This is a genomic window from Kaistella palustris DSM 21579, from assembly GCF_000422265.1.
Classification (GTDB): domain Bacteria; phylum Bacteroidota; class Bacteroidia; order Flavobacteriales; family Weeksellaceae; genus Kaistella; species Kaistella palustris.
This window is the reverse complement of the sequence record NZ_AULL01000018.1, coordinates 110,839-134,399: the sequence shown is the minus strand read 5'-3', so window position 1 is coordinate 134,399 and position 23,561 is coordinate 110,839. Positions and strand designations below refer to the sequence as shown.

The following is a 23,561-nucleotide window of genomic DNA, read 5'->3' as shown; positions in this document are numbered from 1 at the left end:
TCTGCACAATATTTTGGAAAAATGAAAATATCAGGAGTTGTAGTGGCGAAAATTAACCTGTTTTATTTTCTGGGTATTCACCTTCTGATCCATTAATGGTGCGGATTCTACCACCACATTATGGGCCGAAACGCCCCAGGCTTTAAAATCATCGCTGCCGATATATTTTACAAAATTGTAAATGTTAAGGATAATTTTTTCCTTAATTGTCAATAAAGTATCGTTGATATATGTATTGTCGATGATGACGTATTTAAGGTCCGGTGGAATATTGTGTGCGCGGAGCGATGGGTGACTGCTGCGTTCCGGAATTGTACCTTCATCCATCAGATCCTGTAAAACCTGGTCGAAGTAATCGTTGATCCTTCTGTCGATCTTAAATCCAAGAAGGAAATTGATCTTGTAAATGGTTCCGGGCATAATCTCATCTACCGTATATTTAAAAGTAAAGGGATCCTCCTGATTCACGATATTCAGAATAAAGTAATGATCGGCACGCTTTGGCTGCTTGCGCATGATCGAATAAATGATCTTGGCTTCGATCTCATCTTCTTTCTTTGCACGGCTCAGAAACGCAAGATTAGTGGCATATTTCGGAATGGTTTCATCGAGTTTCAGCTCTTTAATTATAGAAACATACTTACCCAGTTTTACAAATTTGATGAATTTACCTTTAATACTTCTGCCGTTATACCAGGCATACATACAGACCGCAATAAATCCGCCGAGAACCATCGTCAGCCAGCCACCGTCGAAAAACTTGATCACATTTGCATAGAAGAAACCCAGTTCTATAAAAAGATATACCGCGATAAAGCCGACGGCAAACACGCGTGTGGATTTGTTTCGGCTCAGCCAGAAGAAGAGCAGAACGGTCGTCATCAGCATGGTAATTGTAATGGTGAGGCCGTAAGCAGCTTCCATCGCTTCCGATTTCTGAAAATAGATCACCACAATAAAACACAGGAACATAAGACCCCAGTTGATCCGCGGAATGTACATCTGCCCCTTAACACCGGACGGATAATCAATTTGTTGATTAGGCCAGAAAGTCACCGACATGGCTTCAGAAAACATGGTAAATGAACCGGTGATCACCGACTGACTCGCAATGATTGCCGCAAAAGTCGCCAATATAACGCCCGGCAGAATTGCCCATTCCGGCATGATCCCAAAAATCGGGTTAATTCCCTGCGCTACACTGTCTGGATTATCCAACAGCCACGCACCCTGGCCGAGATAATTAAGTATCAGCATCGATTTTACAAATGCCCAGCTTACGCGGATGTTCTGCTTCCCACAATGTCCCAAATCGGAATATAGCGCTTCAGCTCCGGTTGTACACAGGAATACCGCGCCCATAATTACGATGGCACTTGGCGAATGCGTGATTAAATTGTACGCATAATAGGGATTGAATGCCCTTAAAATGTTAAAATTCTCGAAAATATGCACCGAACCGAAACCACCAAGAACCAAAAACCATAAAACCATGACCGGTCCGAAAAGTTTGCCGATCGATGAAGTGCCAAACTGCTGTACAAAAAAGACCAAAGCCAATATGACCAGAGTTATTCCTACAACAGGCGTGTGCGGCGAGAAGATCTTCAATCCTTCCACCGCGGACATTACAGTTAGCGAAGGTGTAATGATACTGTCGGCGACAAGAGTTGAAGCGCCGATTATGGCAATTACGTACAGCCACTTTTTCTTGAGTTTCTTTACCAGGGAATATAAAGAGAGAATTCCACCTTCACCTTTGTTATCTGCGCGAAGGGCGATCACTACATATTTCAGTGTGGTCTGCATGGTAAGCGTCCAGATGATACATGAAAGTGCACCTTCGATATATTCATCAAAAGGCAGATTCCCGCCTTCGCGTCTGGCGTTTACTATCGCCTTCATCACGTAAAGCGGCGAGGTCCCAATGTCTCCAAAGACAATTCCCAGGGAAACCAGCACTCCGATGGCTGTGAGTTTTTTGGTATCAAAATGCTGACCGCCTTCGACTGTTTCTGCCATTTTTCAATTTTAATTAAGGTGCAAAATTAAATTTTAAAAAGCAATTGCGCAGGTTTTTTGCGCAATTAATTTAAATTAAAAAAACTCCCGTTCAGGAGTTTTACAAATGCTTATGCTTTGATATACATGGCTTTTTTAATTTCTTCCTTTACTGTTTCCAGTTTTGGGAACCATTCTGCAAAGAGTGCCGCGGAATATGGCGCAGGAGCATCCGGCGTGGTAATTCTCTTGATCGGCGCATCCAGATAGTCAAATGCTTTTTGCTGAACCATATAAGTGATCTCTGTGGCGATGGATCCCAACGGCCAGGCTTCCTCTAAAATAACCAGCCGGTTTGTTTTCTTTACAGACTGTAAAACAGTATCGTAATCAATAGGCCGTACAGTTCTAAGGTCGATCACTTCCACAGAAATACCGTCTTTCTCCATATCTTCGGCAGCCTGCATGGCGAGCTTCATGATTTTACCAAATGATACCAGAGTGACATCTTTACCTTCTTTTTTTATCTCTGCTTTTCCGATTGGGATGTAGTATTCTTCTTCAGGAATTTCCATTTTGTCGCCATACATCTGTTCAGACTCCATGAAGATGACAGGATCGTTATCCTGAATAGCACTTTTCAACAGACCTTTGGCATCGTATGGATTTGAAGGAACAACCACCTTTAAACCCGGAACATTGGCAAACCAGCTTTCCAAAGCCTGCGAGTGTGTTGCACCCAACTGACCTGCAGAAGCTGTAGGACCGCGGAAAACGATCGGGCAATTCCACTGGCCACCACTCATCTGCCGAATTTTTGCAGCGTTGTTTATGATTTGGTCTATACCTACCAAACAGAAATTGAAGGTCATATATTCAACGATCGGCCGGCAACCGTTCATCGAGGAGCCAATCGCGATTCCTGTGAAACCCAGTTCGGCAATGGGTGTATCGATCACACGCTTAGCACCGAATTCATCTAACATTCCTTTGGAAGCTTTGTAAGCACCATTATATTCTGCTACTTCCTCACCCATCAGGTAGATGGATTCGTCTTTTCGCATTTCCTCGCTCATTGCCTGCGCAATTACTTCTCTAAAAGTATATTCCTTCATAATAGATTGAAAAATTAGACTACAAAAGTAAAGATTTTTTCGCACATTTTCCAGGCAAGCACGCACAAAAAAAGCAACTCTTTCGAATTGCTCTTTTTAAAGTTTATTTGCCTGTTATTTCACAGCATGCCACGTCTGCGTTCTTCCGATAAGGGAGAATCCTACGTAACCTCTTACATTTAATTTGTCACCTTCTCTGGTAATATTACATTTATAAGTTTTGCCGGTTTTTGGATCTGTAATTGTGCCGCCGGTAAACTCGCTGCCATCTTTTTTCATATCGCGAATGACTTCCATACCCAGGATCGGTTTGTTTTTTCGGTCATCTTTACAGTCTGAGCAATTTGGATTTGCAGGTTTTATTAAAAGCTGCACTACTTTTCCGTAGTACTGACCATTGGGTTTTTTAGTGATCTCTACGATGGACTTGGCCTGGCCGGTTTCATCGTCGATGGTTTTCCATTTTCCTTCGATCTGAGCGTAAGAAAGGGTTGCAAAAAGTAAAGCAACGAAAGAGAAAATTATTTTTTTCATTTTAAAAATATTTTAATTTTTTTGTTGGATAAATGTAACTAAAAAAAGTTAAACGCCAAATATATAATTATTCATAACATACATCACAAAGGAATTCCGCAAAAATCGGAAATCAAACAGATGTTTAGATAAGCGAAAGCAAAATCGATAGTTATGCTTCTCATCATTAAAAAAAAAAGCATTTTAACAGATTCTAATTGAGTTTACGGTTGATCACGCGATCCATATAATCCTGATACCATGCTTTGGCCTTCATTTCGCCTTTTTCAATTTCGGGTGACTTGGTTTTTCCCAACAGATTATGGGAATATCCAAGATCTTTTGCATCGTAAATTCCCGTAAAATCTTTGCCATCAAAAAGATAGATATAGTTGCCGATAATAAACTGCTCCACTCCACTTGAATTAACGATTATATAATCTTCTTTTTTATCTGAAACCAAACTTCTTCCCCAACTCCTGATTTTTTTATTATAACCCATAAGATCTGCCAAAGTGGGATAAATATCAATCTGCTGCGCAGGCTCTGTAATTTCACCTTTCAAATGATATGCAGGATTAGGCGAATAAAAAAGGATCGGAATCGCAAAACGGTTCATCGCTTTTTCATATTCGGGATAGCCTACCTGGTTGGTGTGATCTGCCACCAGAACAAAAATAGTATTTTGAAACCACGGCATTTTTTCAGCGGTCTTGAAGAACTGTTTCAACGCATAATCGGTGTAGCCAATCGGCTCGTGAATTTCCAGCGGACCTTTTTTAAACTTGCCTTCGTATTTCGCGGGTATTTTAAAAGGATGGTGCGATGAAACTGAAAACAGCGTGGCCATAAACGGCGTCTTTTTCTGATTCAGAGTGCGCGCAAAATACTGAAAAAAAGGCTCGTCCCAAATGCCCCAGATTCCATCGAAATCTGCATCATTGTTATATTCGGTCTTGCCATAATAATGCTTGAAACCCAGAATATTCCCAAAGCCCAGGAACCCCATGGAACCATTGGGCGCGCCATGAAAAAACGACGTGTCATAACCCATATCATTGGAAACTGAAACAATCGACTGTATTTTCTGGTTGGAATAAGGCGAACTTGTAAATGCATCTTTCAGACTTGGGATTCCCGCCAGCACCGAGCTCATACCATGTATCGACTGCCTGCCATTGGCAAACGCGTTTGTAGCGATCAGGCTCTGCGTGGCCAAACTGTCGAAAAAGGGCGTATAAGAAACAAAATCCTTGATCTGCGTATTTCTGTTAAAGGCGCCGGAATATTCCTTGCCAAAACTCTCAAGAATAAAAATGACGATATTGGGTTTGGGTTCTACATTTTCGCGGACATATAACTTGTAAGTTTTCACATTTTCATTAATAAAAGTTTGGTCAACGAAATGTACTTCCTTAAAATTATTGGTGTTCATTGTCCGGAAGAACGAAAAAACACTGTTCAGAACAACATTTGCCTGCAGCGGATTTTTTACATGCCGGTTGGCATCAACCAGATTTATCGGACGGGTGGAATGTTTAAAATCACCACGGATACCGCCCACGACCAAAGTGGCAACAAGACACAAACTCACCACAGAAGATCCAAAATAAACCCACTTTTTTTGGGGACAGAATTCTTTAACCCTTACTTTTTTATAAAGAAAAATCCAGGAGATCATTAAAACTAAAAACCAAACAATGACGAAAGGATGTTCCAGCACCGATACAAGAAATATTTTCCCAAGGTTATTTTCATGCTGCGCAACGTTCATTGCCGCCGTTGTGAGGCGTGCCTGCGAAAAACGGTAGTAAATAAAATCGCCGAAATTCATTCCGTACGCAATACCATTGGTAATGAAATACAGATAAAAAAGAAATCTTTGGTAATACTTTTTAGTATTGATGACCAGCGGCAGAAGACTCAGCAGAATAAAAAGTGAGTTTACATATAATATAGCTGTAGTATCGAAGGCGATTCCGTGAAAAGAAAGGCTCAGGTAATCATACACCGAATCGATCCTAATCAGATCCTTATTGAAAAACCAAAATAAAAGCCGTGCGATCTGGTAAAAGAAATAGGCTAGAAATATCCGGTAAAAAAGAGTGAAAACTTCCTGTAATCTGATTTCTTTCATTTAATAAAAGGGAAAATATTGCTGCAAATTTACATTAAATTCAATTTCCCGCTAAAACATCTTTAAAACAGAAAACGCCGAGGGAGGTTTTCGGAAAAGCCTTACTTTTGTCTTTTTACAGGACTCCAGCAGCTCATCGAAAACCTGCGATTTGAAATCCCGGCATTACATTAAAACTTTAAACCAAAAATGAATTTCATTAAAAATAATCTGGCAAACGCCTTCACACTTGCAAATCTCGTCTCCGGCAGTGTCGGTGTACTGCACTTAATTACAGGCGATTACAGGATCACAGCACTCTGTATAATCCTTTCCCTGGTTCTGGACTTTTTTGATGGGTTCGTCGCCAGAGCGCTGAAATCCAATTCAGATCTTGGTGCACAGCTCGATTCGCTTGCGGATATGGTAAGTTTCGGCCTACTGCCCGGCGTAGTGATGTACAAAGCGCTGGAACCCTTCGGCGCACAGTTTTTTAGCTTCGAACTGCCTTTTGATATTAAATATTTTGGCCTGCTGATCACCATGTTTTCATGTTTGCGGCTGGCGATCTTTAACCTGGATGAAGAGCAGACCTATTATTTTAAAGGACTGAATACACCGGCGAATACCATACTTGTCTTTGGTCTTTTTTACGCTTTTAATGAAAAGGGCAGCTTCAGCACTTTCTTTCAGAATCCGGCGCTGCTGCTTCTTTTTACTGTTGTATCCGCGTGGCTGCTTGTATCACCTTTAAAGATGATTGCACTGAAATTTAAATCCATGCAGCTTCGGGATAATTACCCTAAAATTGCGTTGGTCCTTGGCGGGATGCTTCTTTTGTCGTTTTTTGGTCTCGTTGGTATTCCGCTGGTGATCGTGTATTACATTTTAGTTTCGCTCGCTTTTTCAAAACAACTCTAATAAAATACCGCGCTGAAATATGAATTTTGCGCAACCCTATAAATCATGAATTTAAAACTCCACAAACCACTTTGCATCTTCGATCTTGAAACCACCGGCGTAAATGTCGCCAAAGACCGAATCGTAGAAATTTCAATTTTAAAGGTGTATCCTGATGAATCGCGGGAAAGCCGCACCTGGCTGGTAAACCCCGAAATGTATATCCCAAAGGAATCCACAGCTGTACACGGAATCACCGACGAAAAAGTGAAGGATTCACCAAAATTTAAAGAGATCGCACCTAAGATCATCGATATGATCTCGGGAACAGATCTTGGCGGGTTTAATTCCAACCGTTTCGATGTGCCGCTGTTGGCAGAAGAACTCTTACGGGCGGGAATCGATTTCGATCTGAGTAAATTTAAACTTGTGGATGCGCAGACGATATTCCATAAAATGGAACCGCGCAATTTAACTGCGGCTTACCAGTTCTACTGCAGAAAAACACTTGAGAACGCGCACTCGGCAGAAGCAGATGTACTGGCCACTTTCGAAGTGCTGGATGCGCAGGTTGGTCATTATCCCGATCTGCCTAATGAGATCGCGGGCCTGAGCGAGTTTTCATTTCACAACCGGTTTGCTGACCTCGCCGGTTTTATTGCTTTCGATGAGGATGAAAAGGAAATTTTCAGTTTCGGGAAGTACAAAGGACAACGGGTAAAAGACGTCTTTCAGAAAGACCTTGGTTATTACGGCTGGATCCAGAATGCAGATTTCCCGCTATACACCAAGAAAATCCTGACCGGAATACAGCTCCGAAGCAAGTTTTAAATTATAATAAAGGAAATGTATGCCTTCACTCGTCAAATTTAAATTTTACAGCAACAGCATCGAAGCGAACCGTGATAAGCAGATCCTGGCCAACCACGGGCTCGAGAGTTTTATCGCCAATGAGCAGACGATACAGTCAGACTGGCTTCTGTCGCAGGCTTTAGGTGGAATACAGCTGCAGGTCTTTGATAATGAAAAAGAAAAGGCTGAAGAAATTCTGAAGAACTTTTTAGATAACGAACGTGTAGAACTTGAGGTTGAACACACGATTGCAGAGCCCGAGTTTAAATATGTATGTCCCGAATGTGGGTCCAATCACCTGTACCGCGACGAGAATCCCGGTGGCTTATTTGGGATCTCATTGTTATTCCTCGGTTTCCCGCTCAAAACACCAAGTCACCTGTACCACTGCTACTATTGCGGCAATGAATTTAATGCCTGAAAACTTTAAAAAATAAAAGAAAAATGAAAATAATCTGTATCGGCAGAAATTATGCTGAACATGCAAATGAGCTTGGCAACAAAATCCCCGAAAGTCCGGTGATCTTTATGAAACCTGATACTGCCGTACTTAAGAAAAACAGCGATTTTTACATCCCTGAATTTTCAAATGATGTACACTATGAGCTGGAAGTTGTACTGAAAATCTCAAAAGGCGGTAAATATATACAGCCTGAAAATGCCGGGAAACATTTTGAGGAAATCGGTTTGGGAATCGATTTCACCGCCAGGGATCTTCAAACCAAACTCAAATCCAAAGGTTTGCCGTGGGAACTGGCAAAAGGATTTGACGGAAGCGCAGTGCTGTCAGATTTTTTTCCAAAGTCGGATTTCGACCTGAAAAACCTGAACTTTTCATTAATCAAAAACAAAGAAAAAGTACAGGACGGAAACACTTCACTGATGATTTTTCCGCCGGAAGAAATTATTGCTTTTGTTTCGCAATTTTTTACATTGCGCGTGGGCGATTTAATTTTTACGGGAACCCCCAAAGGTGTGGGCAAGGTTGATGAGAATGATTTTCTGGAAGCATTTCTGGAGGAAAAAAAAGTATTCGACCTTAGAATACAGTAATTGCTGATATCTGTCATTTTTTTGGTAAATGCGGGTGCAGTAAATGGTTGTGGGTTTTTTCAGTCTGAAAAAAATGCCTAACTTTAAACAACAAAAAATTATTACCATGGTCAATATCGTATTACCTGTAGACTTCGGCGATTCTACAGATCATCTTATAAAATGCGCCGTTAATTTTGCCAAGGAAATTAAAGGAAAGATCTGTCTAATTCACGTAGCGCCGGCAGATATTGGATTTGCCATAGGTGATCTCGGTTTTCAGTATTTCCCCGAAGTGGAACAGAACGAAATCAAAGAGGAACTTTTACGCCTGAACAGTATTGAACAGCGGATCATTGCCGAAGGCGTGGATTGCGAACATCTCCTGAAACAGGGCGTTGCCGGCGACATTATTCTGGAATATGCCGCAGAGAAAAACGCAGGATATATTGTAATGGGTTCGCACGGCAGAAGCGGAATTTATGATGTTTTTGTGGGTAGCTTAACCAAAGAACTTACGCGGCGCGCCAGAATTCCGGTTTTGGTTATTCCCATGCACTAAAAAACATTTAAGGTTAAAAACATTAATCCCGGAATTGCAGTAATTCCGGGATTTCTATGATAATAAACAGTATCAATTATTTAGTTTTCCTTGCTGTAAATTTCGGGGTCGTAGTAAGGATGTTTGCCTTCTGTAGGCGAAACATATACCTTATCTTTGTTGCCACCCAAAACGGAAATCAATACGTACACCCAATAGCAGAAAATGGCCGATGCCACGAAAAACAGAATCCAGTTGACCACGTTTCCCGCAAAGTCGAAAAATCCAAAAGACCACTTGAAAAACCTGCTGATGAGCAAAAATATAGACGTCATTATTTTCCTTTTTTAAATTAACTTTGCACAAATTTATAAAAAATGTTTCGATTACTTTCAAAAGAAAGCAATATATTTTCGATACCCGTCTACATTGGTATTCTTCTTTTAATCGTAATCGGTTTTAATTTTCTGGATTTCAATACCTTGGATCTGCTTTCTGCAGTGATCACTTTTGCCGGTGTAGCGCTCGGATATTTTTGCTTTAATGCCATCGCGCTGAATTACCAGACTCACCTGCCGCTTTTTCTTTATACGACCATAGTTTTTGCGCTGTATACCGGCGATCTGGATATTGGCCTTGCCGTGACACTTTTTACAAACTCTATTATTTTGCTGATGCTCACCAACGTGGATATGGGCATGCGAAAAAACTACTACATTTTGGCAGGAACGCTGGTGGCTTTGAATTTTATTTTCCTGCCTACGACGTGGCCGATGGCAATTTTCGTAATTTTGCACGTGATTGCAACTTCGGACCGGATCGGGCTGCACGTGTTCAGATTGTTTTTCGGCTTTTTTCTGGTCGCACTTTCCTATTTCGGCCTTGCGTATTATATGGGAATGAATTCCTGGAACACGGACTACTGGCCGTTCGAGAAGTTTCATATTTCAGAATATCTTGAAAATATGGTTTGGCTGATTCCCATCGTACTGATGCTTATACATGCAGTGATGGATCATTTTAAACATTATAACCGCAAAAGCCCCACAAGTAAATTTAAGTACACTTTCTTACTCGTATTTACTGTAGCGCAGCTGATCACCATTGTTTTATATATGGGCAACACTTATGAATATCTGCTGCTGCTCGCATTACCGGTCTCCATAATTATAAGCAGAATGCTGAAATTCCTGCCAAAATACTGGCTGAAGGAAGCAGGACTCTGGCTTTTTATTTTTTGTCTTGTGCTGTTTAAACTCACAAGCTATTTTAATTTTACTATTTAATAAAAATGATTCAAATCGATAACAGATTGCTTTCCGAAGACATATTCGCCGAAGAATTTGTATGCAATCTGAGCAAATGCAAAGGAGCCTGTTGTGTAGCCGGCGATGTAGGCGCACCGCTGGATAAAGCCGAAACCGAAATTCTGGACCGGATCTTCGACAAAGTGAAACCCTACCTTCGTCCCGAGGGTATAAAAGCGCTGGAGGAACAGGGAACCTGGACCATAGATCCCATGGACGGCGATTATGTTACGCCAATGGTTAACGGTGCAGAGTGCGCTTATGTTATTTTCGATGAAAAAGGCATTACCAAATGTGGCATCGAAAAAGCATATGAAGACGGCGCGGTAGACTGGCAAAAACCGATCTCGTGTCACCTTTACCCAATTCGCGTCACCGAATACTCCACCTTCACTGCGTTAAATTACCATGAATGGGAAATCTGTAACGATGCCTGTATCTTAGGCCGCGAGCTGAAAGTCCCTGTTTATAAATTCCTGAAAACACCGCTCATCCGTAAATATGGCGAAGAGTTTTATGAAACCCTCTGTGAAGCTGCCGAGGAATGGAAACGTGAGTTCGGTTCCTGAAAATTTTTTATCTTTAAATAAAAAATGTCTGAACACTTTGAATTTTTAGATATTTATAAAGCGTTGATTTCGCTGCTTGCCGGACTTATTCTGGGTTTCGAGCGCGAAATGAAAGATAAGTCTGCAGGTTTAAAAACCATTACCGTAATTTGCCTGGGTTCTACACTGTTTTCCATTCTTTCATATAAAGTGTCGGGTACGGGCGACCCGGCAAGGATTGCTTCATATATTGTAAGTGGCATTGGTTTCCTGGGCGCAGGTGTCATCTTTAAATCAGGTTTTAATGTTTACGGTCTGACCACGGCCGGAATTATCTGGATTTCGGCGGCAATAGGTATGGCTATTGGCTTTGGCGAAATTTACATCGCCTATACTTTTTTGATTTCCGCGCTCATAATCATTTATTCCGCAAAGTATCTCACAAAATATTTTCTGCCGCAGAACCACAACAAAGTTTTGCGGCTCACCTTCACGAGCGAGCATTTTCACAAAAAGCAAATGATCTTGACGGAAATCGCTGCGATTGCCAAAGACCTCACCGAGACTTCATTAGAAAAAAAAGGCAATTTTCTGCATGCAACCTTTGATATTCAAATTACAAGCCTCGGACTTACCAGACTGGAGAATTTTCTGGTGACAAATACCGATCTCGAAGCATTCAGCTACTAATAAACCAGTAAACATTCTTTCGGAGAAATCAGCATTGCTTTTCTGCAGACCGCTAAAAACTAAGGCTAATAATAAAAAAATCCGCCTCACAGAAATGAGGCGGATCGTATAAATGTAATAAAAATTACTTTTTCAATTCTTCAAGAAACTGCTCGTGAGAGATTCGTGTTTCTGTCTTAGTGGCTTTTTCCAGGATCACATCTTTCAGTTTTGCCATGCCTACTTCCGATGAGATCTGGCGAACCTGCTCCTCGTCTTTCAACATTTCAACCGCATATTTCTGTACTTCTTCATCGGATAAGTGGTGAATGCCGTACATCGCCAACTGGTTTCTTACAAGTTGCTCAGCCTGTGCCAACACATCGGCATAATCAAGCTGGATTTTGTTGTCGTTCATCAGTTTACCTTCCAGGATCTGATATTTCAGCTGGTTTTTTTCTGATTCTAAAATTTCCTTCGCTTTGCTTTCTTCATTAATGTTTTCATTGCTGAACATTAACCATTTCACCAAAAACGCTTCCGGAAGTTTTACTTCTTCCTTTTCGTTGATCTGTTCCAAAATTTTATTCACGAAATGAACATCGGCATTTTGCTGAAAATATTCGTCGAGTTCGCTTTTAACACGTGCTTTTAACTCTTCTTCAGACTTAATATTTCCTTCGCCGTATACTTTATCAAAAAGTTCCTGATTAAGTTCGGCCAGATTTAAACCGTAGAAGTCGGTTACTTTTACTTCGATCTCATTATGGTGAAGATGGTCGGTTTCTTCTTTGCTGAAGCCTAATTCCTTAGCCAGCTCTTCGTTATTCTGAAGTTCTTCTTTTGAAACTTTTACCGACTCATCCATTTTCAAACCTTTTACAAGGTCAAAAGCTAGTTTACGTTCAGCATTTACGACAATTGATTTTGGTGGGTGGTTGTGTGCACCTTCCGCATCGTCTTCCACTACCTGGCTGATTTCGAGCGCAATATGGGAATCGTCAGCGATCGCTTCCTGTGGCACCTGTTCTGCAAAGCGCTTCTGCATGTTTTCGATACTTTGGTTGATCTCCTTATCAGAAGCTTCTACCTTAAAATGTGGCGCTTCATATTTTGAAAGATCAATCGTGAATTCCGGCTCGTAACCTACTTCGAAACCTACTGAAAGCTGCTCAGCGTTATGGTTCAGTTCTTCGACTGGCTGTGGCACAGGCTGCCCGACCAATCTCAGGTTGTTGTCTTTTACGTAATTGTTCAGCGCATCAGAAACCTGTTTGTTGATCTCCTCAAAAGCGATTCCGGCTTCATACTGTTTCCTCACCATGCTCAACGGCACTTTTCCTTTCCGGAAGCCCGGAACCTGCGCGTTTTTTGCGTAATTGATGAGTTGTTTTTCAACTTTATCCTTGTAATCTGATTTATCTAACGTAACTGTAAGTAAAGCACTTACTTCGTCGTGGTTGGTCGCTGTAACGTTCATTATTGTTAATTGAAATTTTAGGTTGCAAAAATAGGAATTTTTTTTTGATTTATTTAAAAAGGGTTTTAAAGTTCAAACCCGCTCTTTGCATATACTTTACTTTGAAATTGAAAAGGTCGCCACCGCATCTGTTTCGCCGCCAACGGCGGAACCGAATTCGCTTCCGGGCTGGCCCGCGCTCACCGATACCGGCTCGTGAACCAAAGTTAAAACGAATTGTGGATTTGTGCCGTTCTCTGCTTTATTGACGGTCCATTTCGTTTTTAAACCGATCTTAATTCCGTCGGTATTGGTAGAAGATTCATCATCCATCCTTTCCACGCCGACGTTGGAATTCTGAAAATGAAATAACAGGAAATGTTCATCTTTTGCTTCTTTGATGCTTTCGGTTTCGTCCTCGTTTCCGTTCAGGAAAACAGCGTTTACCGTATAAGTTTTTCCGTCGGTTAAATTAATCCGGGGATTGGTGGTTGAATTTACCGTGTAGTTATACGTATTTGTAATACCGGTGGCATCATCTTTTATAGTAAGAATAACATTCGAAATATCTTCCTGTGAAAGCACATCTTCATCTTCGTCGGCGCGGCTGCAATTCACTGTTATCACAGTTATGAATAATATGACGATATATTTCAGTTTTTTTAATGATTTCATTTTTGGCGGTTCTAGAAGTTATACTTAATGTTGAAGATGATATTTCGGCCCATTTCGTAGGAGAAAAAGCGCATTCTGTTCAGATAATCTTTGTAGTTGGTGTCAAAAAGATTGGTCACACTCAGTCCTGCTGAAAAATGGGTATTGAAGTCGAAACCGGTTTGCAGACTCCACAAAGTATAAGTCGGCGGAGGTGTAGAAAGATCCAGCGTTTTCGCGGCCTGAACGCCGTTTTCAAAAATACTTATGGTCGGATTGTAAACCGGAAACCTATTCTGATGCAGGAAAGTCTGTTGCTGAACCTTGAAATAGAAATTCTTCCACGCAACGTTTTTAAATTCCAGACTGTTGCTGAAATTCGTCGGCACCATCAAGATCAATGGCTCATCATCCGTTTTATTTTGACCTTTGATGTAGGAGAAATTCCCGTGGTATTCCAGCAGGTCGTTTAATTTCAGTTGCGCGTCGGCATCCAGACCATACATTCTCGCATCAATCTGCTGATAAGACCAAACCGGGAACACACCGCGGATCGTATTTTGAATTCCGGTCGGTATTTCTGTAATGAAGTTTTTAGTTATGAACAAATAAGGATTGATGTTAATTCTCATACCATTCAGAATATTGATTTTTCCGTCGATGTTCAGATTAAACTGGTTGCCGTCTTCATTTTTAATCGCCATGTTTCCCACTTCGATAATGGCTGCGGAATGATGCAGACCATCGGCGAAGAGTTCTGCGATATTAGGTATCCTGCCGACTTTCGCGTAATTCAGTTTCACATCGAAATTTTTCGTAGGCTGAAAATCCAGGCCGGCATTAAAAGACAAATTTTCGAAAGTCAATTTTGGTTTCGTGAAGACACGGTTACCGTCGGTTTTTACATAAAAACGCGAAAAATCTTCGGCGTAAAGGTTTTCCCAGTCACTCAGGTCATACCATTTTTTTACATTATAAGTGGTAACATCATAACGTAAACCCGCTTCCGTATTCAGTTTCGGCGTAATTTTATATTTAAAGACCGAATAAGCTCCGCCTGAATACTGATTGTAATTCGGCACCAATCTTCTCGCCATCGTTTCCGGTGTGGAATAATTAAACTGGTATTTCAGGTCGATGCCCGTTTCCAGACTCCAGTGTCCACGCTCGATAAAATCATTGATATTGAGCTGGTTCGTATATAATTCCAGGTCTAAAGACGGAACCTCTGCAAGTTCACCTCGCCGTACATCATATTCCCTTCTGTGATTGTACTGGAAGTTGTAATCGACAGAAACTTTTCCCAGGTTTTCAAATCTTTTAAAAGCGGAAATCTTCGCAATATGGTGTTGCACGTCCTGTTTTGGATTATCTATCGAGTAAGAAAAATCCCTGCTGTAAATTGGGATATCGGAAGTCAGCGCCTTATAGAAATCTTCTAAATTCCCTAAATCAGAACCTCTGTAAATGCCGATTTCAGAATCCGTAACGCTGTAATCAAAAGAGATTCCCTGTAAGTACGTATTATTTTGAACGGTTAAACTGAACGAGTGATTTTGCAAACCAGTATTCATCAAGTTATAATCCGGCGTTTTTAAGTCACCTAATTTCTTGAATCCACCCGTTGTTTTAACGGCCCAGCCGTTTTCCCAGGTTTTAAGTACATTCAGTCCGAAACCAACGCCATTCCCGTTAGAGATTGCCGAAAGATTCGCACTGCCCTGAAGGGTGTCTTTTCTTTTATAAACCGCAGGTTCCAAAACAACTACACCACCGATGGCATCGCTTCCGTATTTTAAGGCGGAGGCTCCTTTGATCACATCTACGTGGTCGAACTGATTCACATCGATATTTGGCGCATGTTCTACGCCCCATTCCTGCTCCGCCATTTTTACACCGTTGTTGATGATCGGAACGCGGCTTCCGTAAAGTCCGTGAATAATGGGCTTTGCAATGTTATTGCCGGTCTTTAAAGCACCGACACCCGAAATACCAGCTAAAATATTTCCCAGATTTTCGGTAGAATTCCGGTCGAGTTCATTTTTATCCAAAGATCTTACGATCAGGGAATTCGTGTTTTTATGCGTTCCGTGTAACGTTATGGTTTCAATGTCGGCTACGTGATGTTCCAGCTGGATCGTAACTTCAACATTTTTATTAATGGTGATCTCTTCAGAATAGGCAGCACAGTCGGGATGGTTTGCGAGCAGTGAATATTTTCCGTTCGGTACTGCTTTAAACGTAAAATTCCCGCCGGCATCTGAAACCTGCGTGAATTTCCCAAGGGTAACGGAAGCCTGTTGTAATGGTGTTTTATTGTGATAGTCGATCACTTTCCCTTTGACGGTAAAGTTGGTTTGTGCGTGAGCGAACAGCAACCCAAAAAAGATTGCGATGATATTTATTATAAATTTCATTTAAAATAGATTGTAAGATTGAAAAATTTAAAAAAATGCAGTGCATTTTTTTAGCTCCACTTTTCCGTGGAAAAGCGCTTTAAATGAAAATTGAAGGTGGACCGCGTAGAAATACGGTGTAAACCCTGCGACTGACCAGCAGCTGATCTTCCGAAAAGTAAGGGATGGCTGTGAAGTCTGGAGTCCGGCAGAAAGAAGGTTGCTCCGGGGGAACAAGAAATTTACCTTCGTGAAAGATATGGCAGGAGAGGCAGCCGCCAGCTTCAGCAGCTAATTTCGACGGCGAAACAGATTTCTCGGTTTTCTGAAAATGATATTCTTTAAATACCTCGCTGCTGCCGTGATTGTGGAAGAACTGGGAAAATAGAGCGACGAAAATATAGATTCCTGTAAAAAGAAAAGATATTAAAGTTTTGTTTTTATTTTTCCGCAGCATTTTGCAAAAATAGTAATTTATATTCTAAAAGAATTCACAGCATTTCCGCCAAGTTCAGTGCAACATTTAAGGGCAAATAACTTTGGGCCGCAAAAGGGAAATGTGGCCGGTAAACAGTAATTTAATTGGGCGGATTTTCGTAAATTTGTGCTGAAATTATGATATATGAATGAAAGTGCTGTAAAGAAGATTGCAGTTTTCACTTCAGGTGGCGATGCACCTGGCATGAATGCGGCTATTAGAGCAGTAGTAAGGTCGGCAAGTTACTATAAAATAGAATGTTACGGCGTTCGAGAAGGTTTCAACGGTCTTATAAATGATGACTTCACGAGAATGGGTCCCCGCTCCGTAAAAAATATTATCACCGAAGGCGGCACAGTTCTCAGATCCGCGCGCTCCCTGGAATTCCGCACCAAAGCCGGCCGACAGAAAGCCTACGACAACTGCAGGAAACACGGTATCGACGGCATTGTATGCATCGGTGGCGACGGAACCTTCAACGGTGCTAAGATATTTTACGAAGAATTTGGCATCAAAGTCATCGGTGTTCCCGGCACAATCGACAATGACATTTTCGGTACCGACAACACGATTGGCTATGATACCGCGCTGAATACAGCAATGGAAGCCATCGACAAGATCAGGGACACGGCAACCTCACACAACAGGATTTTTTTTGTAGAAGTAATGGGCCGTGATGCCGGATTTATCGCTCTGAACAGCGGTTTGGCTACAGGAGCCATAGGAATATTAATTCCTGAAAAGAAAGACAGTATCGAAGATCTGTTTTCCACCTTTGAACGCGCCGAAAAAGCCGGAAAAGCATCGAGTATAGTAGTAGTTGCAGAAGGTGAAAAACTGGGCAACATTTATGACCTCGCCAAGGCAACCCAAGCCGGCTTTCCTGATTACGATATTCGGGTGGCCGTTTTAGGACACATTCAGCGCGGTGGTTCGCCAAGTTGTGCAGACCGCGTGCTGGGAAGCCGACTAGGTTATGGCGCAGTGATAGGACTTATGGCCGGGAAAACCAATGTAATGGCAGGAATGCAGTCGAACCGGTTGACCTTTACACCTATCGATGAAGCCATTAAAAAACACAATGAAATGGATCAGGAATTACTGAAAATATCCGAGATCCTTGCAATATAAATCACAATTAAATTTAATAAATAATCAATTATTATGTCAACAATTAAAGTAGGAATCAACGGTTTTGGTAGAATTGGCCGACTTGTCTTCAGAGCAATGGCTGAAAGAGAGAATATCCAGGTCGTGGGAATTAATGACCTTATCAATGCCGAATATATGGCATATATGCTGAAGTATGACTCGGTCCACGGTGAATTCAAAGGCGATATTTCTGTAGAAGGAAACGACCTCATCGTTAACGGTAAAAAAATACGTGTTACTGCAGAAAGAGATCCTAATAATTTGAAATGGAATGAAGTAGGTGCAGAATATATCGTAGAATCCACAGGCTTATTCCTTACCAAAGATCTGGCTCAGGCACACCTCAACGCGGGCGCAAAAAAAGTAGTTCTTTCCGCTCCTTCCAAAGATGATACACCAATGTTTGTAATGGGTGTAAACCATAAAGACCTTACAGATGATATTCACATCTTCTCGAACGCATCCTGTACGACCAACTGTCTGGCGCCGATTGCAAAGGTAATGCACGACAACTTCGGTATTGTTGAAGGTTTGATGACGACCGTACACGCTACCACTGCAACCCAAAAAACTGTTGACGGACCCTCAATGAAAGATTGGCGTGGCGGGCGTTCTGCGCTAAACAACATCATCCCTTCTTCTACAGGAGCTGCAAAAGCCGTGGGAAAAGTAATTCCTTCCCTGAACGGAAAATTAACCGGAATGTCTTTCAGAGTACCAACCGCAGACGTGTCTGTAGTTGACTTAACGGTAAGATTAGAGAAACCGACTTCTTACGAAGAAATCTGTGCAGCAATGAAGAAAGCTTCAGAAGGAGAACTGAATGGTATTTTAGGTTACACCGAAGATGCGGTTGTTTCTCAGGATTTCGTCGGTGAAAAAAGAACCTCAGTTTTCGACAAAGACGCCGGGATCATGTTATCACCACAATTCGTGAAAATCGTTTCGTGGTATGACAACGAAATGGGTTACTCCAACAAATTAGCTGATTTATTGGTGCATTCCGCATCTTTACAGTCTTAAATTCAACACCCAATATACTTAACCTCCTGCATTTCGGGAGGTTTTTTTGTGTCATAATTTGGGCAATCCCCTCGCCCTGGCTTTCCTGCCGCACGGGTCGGGCTATCCGTTGCAATTCCTCGTTTCGGGGCAATCCGCCGCGGCGGATTGCCCCGAACCTGCGGGATTTCCACTGCTATCCCTATTGCAATGGGTATCTCAAAAATCAATCGGCGTGGAAATTGATAAAAAACAATATTAACACACCAACGAAAAAACCGGGTTGAATCCGCGGATTACCGAAATTTACCTTCGTAGCATGAGACACCGTCGGAACCATACCTTCAAAGTGTTTAAATCTTTGGGATTTTACCGTAAAATAACTAAACTATTGCAGGCACATAAACCATGACACCAAAATTCCAACACGCCACGCATTTCAGAAACTTCTGGGAAAAAGGAAATGGCAGAGACCTGCTCGACTGGGCCGCTGTCCGCCCCGAAATTCAAACCTTTTATAAATATGCGCCGCTCTATCATCAGACCGATGGTTACGGCGACGATGCCGTGAAAGAAACGTACCTGAAATTACCCTACAGTAAAGCAAATGCCCTCATCACAAAATATTCTGAACAGCCAATCGATGCAAAGGAAGACGTTTCTGAAAGTTTAATAAAACTTTTTCTTCAAATGCAGGACATTCCTGCCTGGTTTGATGAAAATTTAGCCGACAAAGGTGCACGGTTCTGCATGCGTACCGGCGCTAACGGTTTGATCGTCCTGCGTGATTTCAGTTTGATGGGCGGCTATGATTTCGCATACATAGGCAAACCTCTGGTTTTTACCGGAGTACTAAAGAAAGGAGCCGTAAAAAGGCTGAAGGACACGCTGGAGTTTTGGATTCATGTGACACGCGAGGGCGCACTTAAACCCAATTCGTACGCATATCAGCTTATTGTAAGAACGCGTCTTATGCATTCTTATGCGAGGTTAAAGATAAAAGAAAAAACCAAAGACTGGGATATTACCAATTGGGGCGAGCCGATCAACTATTGGGATATGATCGCGACTTACACGGGATTTTCCCTTGTTTTCATGCAAGGTCTAAGAAAACTGGGAATTCAGATTTCGGAGCAGGAAGAAAGTGGTGTATTCCATCTCTGGAAATATGTGGGCTATCTTCTTGGCATTCCTCCAGAATTTCTGCCCGACAACCGGCAGCAGGCAGTTGAACAGTTTTATTGGTGGACCACTTTACAAGCTGCCGGCGACAATGATTCGGCACAGCTCGCACAGGCTTTGCTTCAGGAGAATTTAGACAATACCATTTACAAACATTCGTTTCAACGCAGGATGTTGCTGAGACTTCACCAAAGTATGAACTGGTATTTGCTGGACGGGGAAATCAACAACCGCTTACAGATTCCAAATCCCGGAAAAGCTTTTAGTCTTTTTCCAAAAATGATAAAGAAAGGAAATTACATTTCGCAGAAAATATACCTGCAAAACGTGCAACAATATCAAAAACTGGTAGAAATGGGACATTTGCAGCAGCAAAAAGTCCTGGATGATTACATAAAACATACACCGAAAGACTTTCATTATTAGATGAGTCAAATGCGCAACAAGTTTTGGCTAAAGCCGCACGCATTCATCAATCTAAAGGACGGGCTAAAGCCCGTCCCTATTGAATCAAGGTATCCTTTAATAATTTAAAAGAAAGCATAGACTCCTTTTACTGTGATTTCTGTCAACTGCTCAAGCTTAATGCTCCTGTTAACTATTAATCCTTAAAGTAAAACAATTTTCGAAACGGGAAATTTCCAGGCGTTTACACAAAAAAAGAAACGGTTCGCAAAATATGCGAACCGCCCCGGACTATATTTAAGTGGAACTTATTTGACTATCATTTTTGTAACCGCAACACCTTGATCGGATTTTAACTGCATAAGATACATGCCGGTTTTCAACCCACGTACTGAGATATTCTGATCACCGTTTTCTTGCGATACCTTTACCGTTGTAATTAGAGTTCCGGTTAAGTCATAAATCGCAAGCGAGCCGTTTTTGGCGTTGGTGTAACGGATTGAAGCTGTGCCGTTGGTCACAGGATTTGCCGTAAGCATTAACGTAACCGCATTTTTTGCGGATCCGGTTTCATTGGTTGCTAAAGCAGATGCGTTCCCGAAAATCCTGAAACCGCCCGGTTCAATCGTGATTGGACTGGCAACATCAGAAACCGTGAACGGTGAGTTATCCATGAGATTCACCCAGTTTCCGGTGTAAGGAAAATTCGGAACTATATTTTGAGCCGTCAAAGTGAAGTTTGCCAAAACAACCACGTTTTTCAAAGCACTAGCGGTCGCAGTATTATTAATATAAATTCTCGGCATCAGGTTGCCGGATTCTACCGTGAAATCTTTGGTATTGAATACATCGTTGGACAGTCTTATTTCCAGAATTTTCGCCCACGTGTCATACACCGATTTTCTGGCGGCATCTATATCGTAAGCTAAACCAAAGGCAGACGGTTTTTTGTCGAGTTTACAATCTCCGGGAGTGGAGTCGCTTTCTGTATTTACAGTACCGTCTTCGCAGGTATAAATACTTTTATCGAAACCAAGTTCGGCAAACTGCCAGATCATTTTCGGACCTGGAACGGTAAGAAAAACAGCTCCGTAAGCTTTCTGTCTTTCCAAAGCGGTGGCGAGATCCCGGGTATTATAACCTGCACCTACAGCTCCGAAGTTTAGATTTTTATACATAATCCTTTCTTCATCATGGCTTTCGCCATAGCTTATTGCCCGGCGGTCGGTAAAGCCGTGCGCGCTGAATTTTACGCGGTTGAAATTGCTGTTTTCTGCAAAACCCATGGTATTTTGATTGTACGGCGTAGTTTCCTTATCCCACATCATTACCCCTTTTCCTTCGCCGACTCTGTAATTTGCCCATTGCGACTCTTCGGAATCGGTCCCCAAATGTTCGAAAATAATAAATGACGACGGATCGTAACTCCACTGGTAATCGGCATAGGTTCGAAGTATATTAACCCTGTCCTGTTGGTACGCATCGGTACAGGCGTTGTCGCCGGCGCTGCAGTTCTGGGTAAAACCTTTGGTAAGATCCCAACGGAAACCGTCGACTTTATATTCTTTGATCCACTGTTCCAATACGCGGTTCACGTAATATTTGGTTTCAGGCTTTGAATGGTTGAAATCATTAAAAACACTGTAAGCATGTTTTGCCACCTGATTGAAATAGGGGTTATCTGCCGCGGGATCACCGTAACCGTCGCCATCCGGATCAATCATCCACATTCGCTCGATGGGACTTCTGCCGGTGGCATGATTTAAGGCAATATCCAAAATCACCGCGATCCCGTTCTGGTGACACAGATCGATAAACTCTTTGAATTTTTCGGGAGTTCCGTAAGCTTTGTCTAAGGCATAATGAAATCCGGTATTATAACCCCACGAATTATTTCCATCGAATTCCATGACCGGCATGAGTTCGACCGCATTTATTTTTAATGATTTCAGGTATGTCATCTTATCAATCAATGACTGCCAGGTTCGTTCGGTGGTGAAATCGCGCACAAGTAATTCATAAACGATCAGATTTTCTTTAGCCGGTTTTGCAAAGTTAGTAACCGTCCAGGGGTAGGCTGGTTTCGCCGTTTCTATTACCGAAACTTCAAAATTCTGGCCTGCCGGATATGCCGGTAAACTAGGGTAAACATTGGCATACTGATTAATATAGGGATCGTCATAAGGCGAAAGCACGAGTGGCGAATAAGGATCGGCAACTTTTATTCCGTCGGCAGTCCGGTATTGGAAAGTGTAAATCTGCTGCGGTGTAAGACCGGTAATTTCTGTCCAGTAAAGATCGGGATTAGCCGTATCTCTTTTCATTAAATACGGTTCGCTCACCGTCCAGTTGTTAAAACTGCCGATCACATGTACGAAAGCCTTTCCGGGAGCATAAAGTGCAAGACCGACCTTAGTAGGATCGTTGGGGTTGTAGGTGATCCCCTGTCGCATGTAAGACGGAATCGCGGCCACAGGAACAGGAATCGACAGAGCGACGGTGAATGATTTGGTAATCGTGCTTCCGTCGGTCACATTAGTAGCGACAATTTCAATCAACGCATCTTTAGTAACCGTGTAGTTAAAGTCCAATGTTTTTGACGTTGCCGGACTTGCGTATATTCCGGTTCCATTCTCTTTAACCACAAAATTCGAAAACAAGGAAGTATTTCCAGTGATATGGATTACGGTTCCCGCATTGACTACGTTTGTACTGCCTTCGACCGGGCTGGTAAGATTAAACTGAAACTTACCCAAGTTAAATAAAATATCCTGCGACTGAACGCCGCCATCAGCAGTTTTTACAAGCATCCCGATCTTTGACAAAGGAAGCGCGCGGTTGCCGAAATAGGATTTTACCGTGTTCATTGTAAAAGTGTAAGTTCCTGCAGAACCCGTGCTGGAAACGTAGGTGAGTTTATTTGCAGGGTTGGAGGCAGTCCAGGTGCCATTGGTCGGCGCATCCTGCGAAACACCGTTGCTGTCTATTGACCAGGCCCACAAATAAAGTGCATGCGAAGACACTACGCCAAAGGCTGTTTCATTTACCGTAAAAGTTACGGTAATGGCATCGGTTTCATCGAATACCAAAGGACTTACAGAGTAGGTCACATTCTGCTGACCGTAACCAAAATACGGCAAAAGCAACGCGAGGAAAAGCGTGTAAAAGTATTTCATTTTCAATTTTTTTTAAGTGTGTAAAAGTAAATAATCTATTTGGTAAAGGTGATTATTACGGTA

21 protein-coding genes are annotated in these 23,561 nt (G+C 42.0%); 11 read left to right on the top strand and 10 right to left on the bottom strand.

What is annotated here, in order from left to right; translation table 11 throughout:
• Positions 1-30: 30 nt before the first annotated feature.
• From H562_RS0109025 to H562_RS0109010, 4 genes are all read right to left on the bottom strand, one after another.
• Positions 31-2,022 (bottom strand): KUP/HAK/KT family potassium transporter, encoded by a 1,992-nt coding sequence (locus tag H562_RS0109025; RefSeq protein ID WP_027377205.1) that lies wholly within the window; start codon positions 2,020-2,022, stop codon positions 31-33.
• Positions 2,023-2,132: 110 nt separating this feature from the next.
• Positions 2,133-3,116 carry a pyruvate dehydrogenase complex E1 component subunit beta gene (locus tag H562_RS0109020; RefSeq protein WP_027377204.1) on the bottom strand — a complete coding sequence of 328 codons (984 nt, stop codon included), beginning with the start codon at positions 3,114-3,116 and terminating at the stop codon, positions 2,133-2,135.
• A gap of 114 nt (positions 3,117-3,230) precedes the next feature.
• Complete coding sequence (locus tag H562_RS0109015) at positions 3,231-3,650, bottom strand: DUF2147 domain-containing protein (protein ID WP_027377203.1); 420 nt, start codon at positions 3,648-3,650, stop codon at positions 3,231-3,233.
• 193 nt (positions 3,651-3,843) lie between these two features.
• Positions 3,844-5,766: an LTA synthase family protein gene (locus tag H562_RS0109010; RefSeq protein WP_027377202.1), complete on the bottom strand. Its 1,923-nt coding sequence runs from the start codon at positions 5,764-5,766 to the stop codon at positions 3,844-3,846.
• A gap of 189 nt (positions 5,767-5,955) precedes the next feature.
• Here H562_RS0109010 and H562_RS0109005 point away from each other — a divergent pair, with 189 nt between their 5' ends.
• The 5 genes from H562_RS0109005 (at position 5,956) to H562_RS0108985 (ending at position 9,091) form a co-directional block, all read left to right on the top strand.
• Positions 5,956-6,666 carry a CDP-alcohol phosphatidyltransferase family protein gene (locus H562_RS0109005; RefSeq protein WP_027377201.1) on the top strand — a complete coding sequence of 237 codons (711 nt, stop codon included), beginning with the start codon at positions 5,956-5,958 and terminating at the stop codon, positions 6,664-6,666.
• 45 nt (positions 6,667-6,711) lie between these two features.
• The gene (locus tag H562_RS0109000; protein ID WP_027377200.1) at positions 6,712-7,476 is read left to right on the top strand and encodes a 3'-5' exonuclease; all 765 of its coding nucleotides are present in this window, start codon (positions 6,712-6,714) and stop codon (positions 7,474-7,476) included.
• Between the two features lie 19 nt (positions 7,477-7,495).
• Complete coding sequence (locus H562_RS0108995; protein ID WP_027377199.1) at positions 7,496-7,918, top strand: putative signal transducing protein; 423 nt, start codon at positions 7,496-7,498, stop codon at positions 7,916-7,918.
• Between the two features lie 23 nt (positions 7,919-7,941).
• Positions 7,942-8,550, top strand: coding sequence for a fumarylacetoacetate hydrolase family protein (locus H562_RS0108990; protein ID WP_027377198.1), 609 nt, complete (start codon positions 7,942-7,944; stop codon positions 8,548-8,550).
• A gap of 106 nt (positions 8,551-8,656) precedes the next feature.
• On the top strand, positions 8,657-9,091 hold the full coding sequence (locus H562_RS0108985; protein WP_027377197.1) for a universal stress protein: 435 nt from the start codon (positions 8,657-8,659) through the stop codon (positions 9,089-9,091).
• Positions 9,092-9,171: 80 nt separating this feature from the next.
• On the opposite strand, the gene H562_RS0108980 is transcribed toward H562_RS0108985, so the two are convergent.
• On the bottom strand, positions 9,172-9,405 hold the full coding sequence (locus tag H562_RS0108980) for a hypothetical protein (protein ID WP_027377196.1): 234 nt from the start codon (positions 9,403-9,405) through the stop codon (positions 9,172-9,174).
• A gap of 42 nt (positions 9,406-9,447) precedes the next feature.
• On the opposite strand from H562_RS0108980, the gene H562_RS0108975 reads away from it, so the two are divergent.
• From H562_RS0108975 to H562_RS14920, 3 genes are read left to right on the top strand one after another with little or no spacing between them, the layout of a single operon-like run.
• Complete coding sequence (locus H562_RS0108975; protein ID WP_027377195.1) at positions 9,448-10,356, top strand: DUF6427 family protein; 909 nt, start codon at positions 9,448-9,450, stop codon at positions 10,354-10,356.
• A gap of 5 nt (positions 10,357-10,361) precedes the next feature.
• Positions 10,362-10,946, top strand: a complete 585-nt coding sequence (locus H562_RS0108970) for a DUF3109 family protein (RefSeq protein ID WP_027377194.1) — start codon at positions 10,362-10,364, stop codon at positions 10,944-10,946.
• A gap of 24 nt (positions 10,947-10,970) precedes the next feature.
• Positions 10,971-11,615: an MgtC/SapB family protein gene (locus tag H562_RS14920; RefSeq protein WP_051190460.1), complete on the top strand. Its 645-nt coding sequence runs from the start codon at positions 10,971-10,973 to the stop codon at positions 11,613-11,615.
• Between the two features lie 124 nt (positions 11,616-11,739).
• Here the strand turns inward: H562_RS14920 and H562_RS0108960 are convergent, their stop codons facing one another.
• From H562_RS0108960 to H562_RS15410, 4 genes are all read right to left on the bottom strand, one after another.
• A complete protein-coding gene (locus tag H562_RS0108960; RefSeq protein ID WP_027377193.1) occupies positions 11,740-13,074 on the bottom strand; it encodes a trigger factor in 1,335 nt (444 codons plus the stop codon).
• 96 nt (positions 13,075-13,170) lie between these two features.
• On the bottom strand, positions 13,171-13,728 hold the full coding sequence (locus H562_RS0108955; protein WP_027377192.1) for a hypothetical protein: 558 nt from the start codon (positions 13,726-13,728) through the stop codon (positions 13,171-13,173).
• 11 nt (positions 13,729-13,739) lie between these two features.
• On the bottom strand, positions 13,740-16,124 hold the full coding sequence (locus tag H562_RS0108950; protein ID WP_051190459.1) for a TonB-dependent receptor: 2,385 nt from the start codon (positions 16,122-16,124) through the stop codon (positions 13,740-13,742).
• Positions 16,125-16,203: 79 nt separating this feature from the next.
• Positions 16,204-16,560 (bottom strand): hypothetical protein, encoded by a 357-nt coding sequence (locus H562_RS15410; protein ID WP_051190458.1) that lies wholly within the window; start codon positions 16,558-16,560, stop codon positions 16,204-16,206.
• A gap of 165 nt (positions 16,561-16,725) precedes the next feature.
• On the opposite strand from H562_RS15410, the gene pfkA reads away from it, so the two are divergent.
• From pfkA to H562_RS0108920, 3 genes are all read left to right on the top strand, one after another.
• Positions 16,726-17,712: a 6-phosphofructokinase gene (pfkA, locus tag H562_RS0108940; protein ID WP_027377190.1), complete on the top strand. Its 987-nt coding sequence runs from the start codon at positions 16,726-16,728 to the stop codon at positions 17,710-17,712.
• 33 nt (positions 17,713-17,745) lie between these two features.
• Positions 17,746-18,756 carry a type I glyceraldehyde-3-phosphate dehydrogenase gene (gap, locus tag H562_RS0108935; RefSeq protein WP_027377189.1) on the top strand — a complete coding sequence of 337 codons (1,011 nt, stop codon included), beginning with the start codon at positions 17,746-17,748 and terminating at the stop codon, positions 18,754-18,756.
• Between the two features lie 777 nt (positions 18,757-19,533).
• Positions 19,534-20,343: an oxygenase MpaB family protein gene (locus tag H562_RS0108920; protein WP_394330173.1), complete on the top strand. Its 810-nt coding sequence runs from the start codon at positions 19,534-19,536 to the stop codon at positions 20,341-20,343.
• A 287-nt stretch (positions 20,344-20,630) separates the two neighbouring features.
• On the opposite strand, the gene H562_RS0108915 is transcribed toward H562_RS0108920, so the two are convergent.
• Positions 20,631-23,498 (bottom strand): alpha-amylase family glycosyl hydrolase, encoded by a 2,868-nt coding sequence (locus tag H562_RS0108915; protein ID WP_027377186.1) that lies wholly within the window; start codon positions 23,496-23,498, stop codon positions 20,631-20,633.
• Positions 23,499-23,561 lie beyond the last annotated feature (63 nt).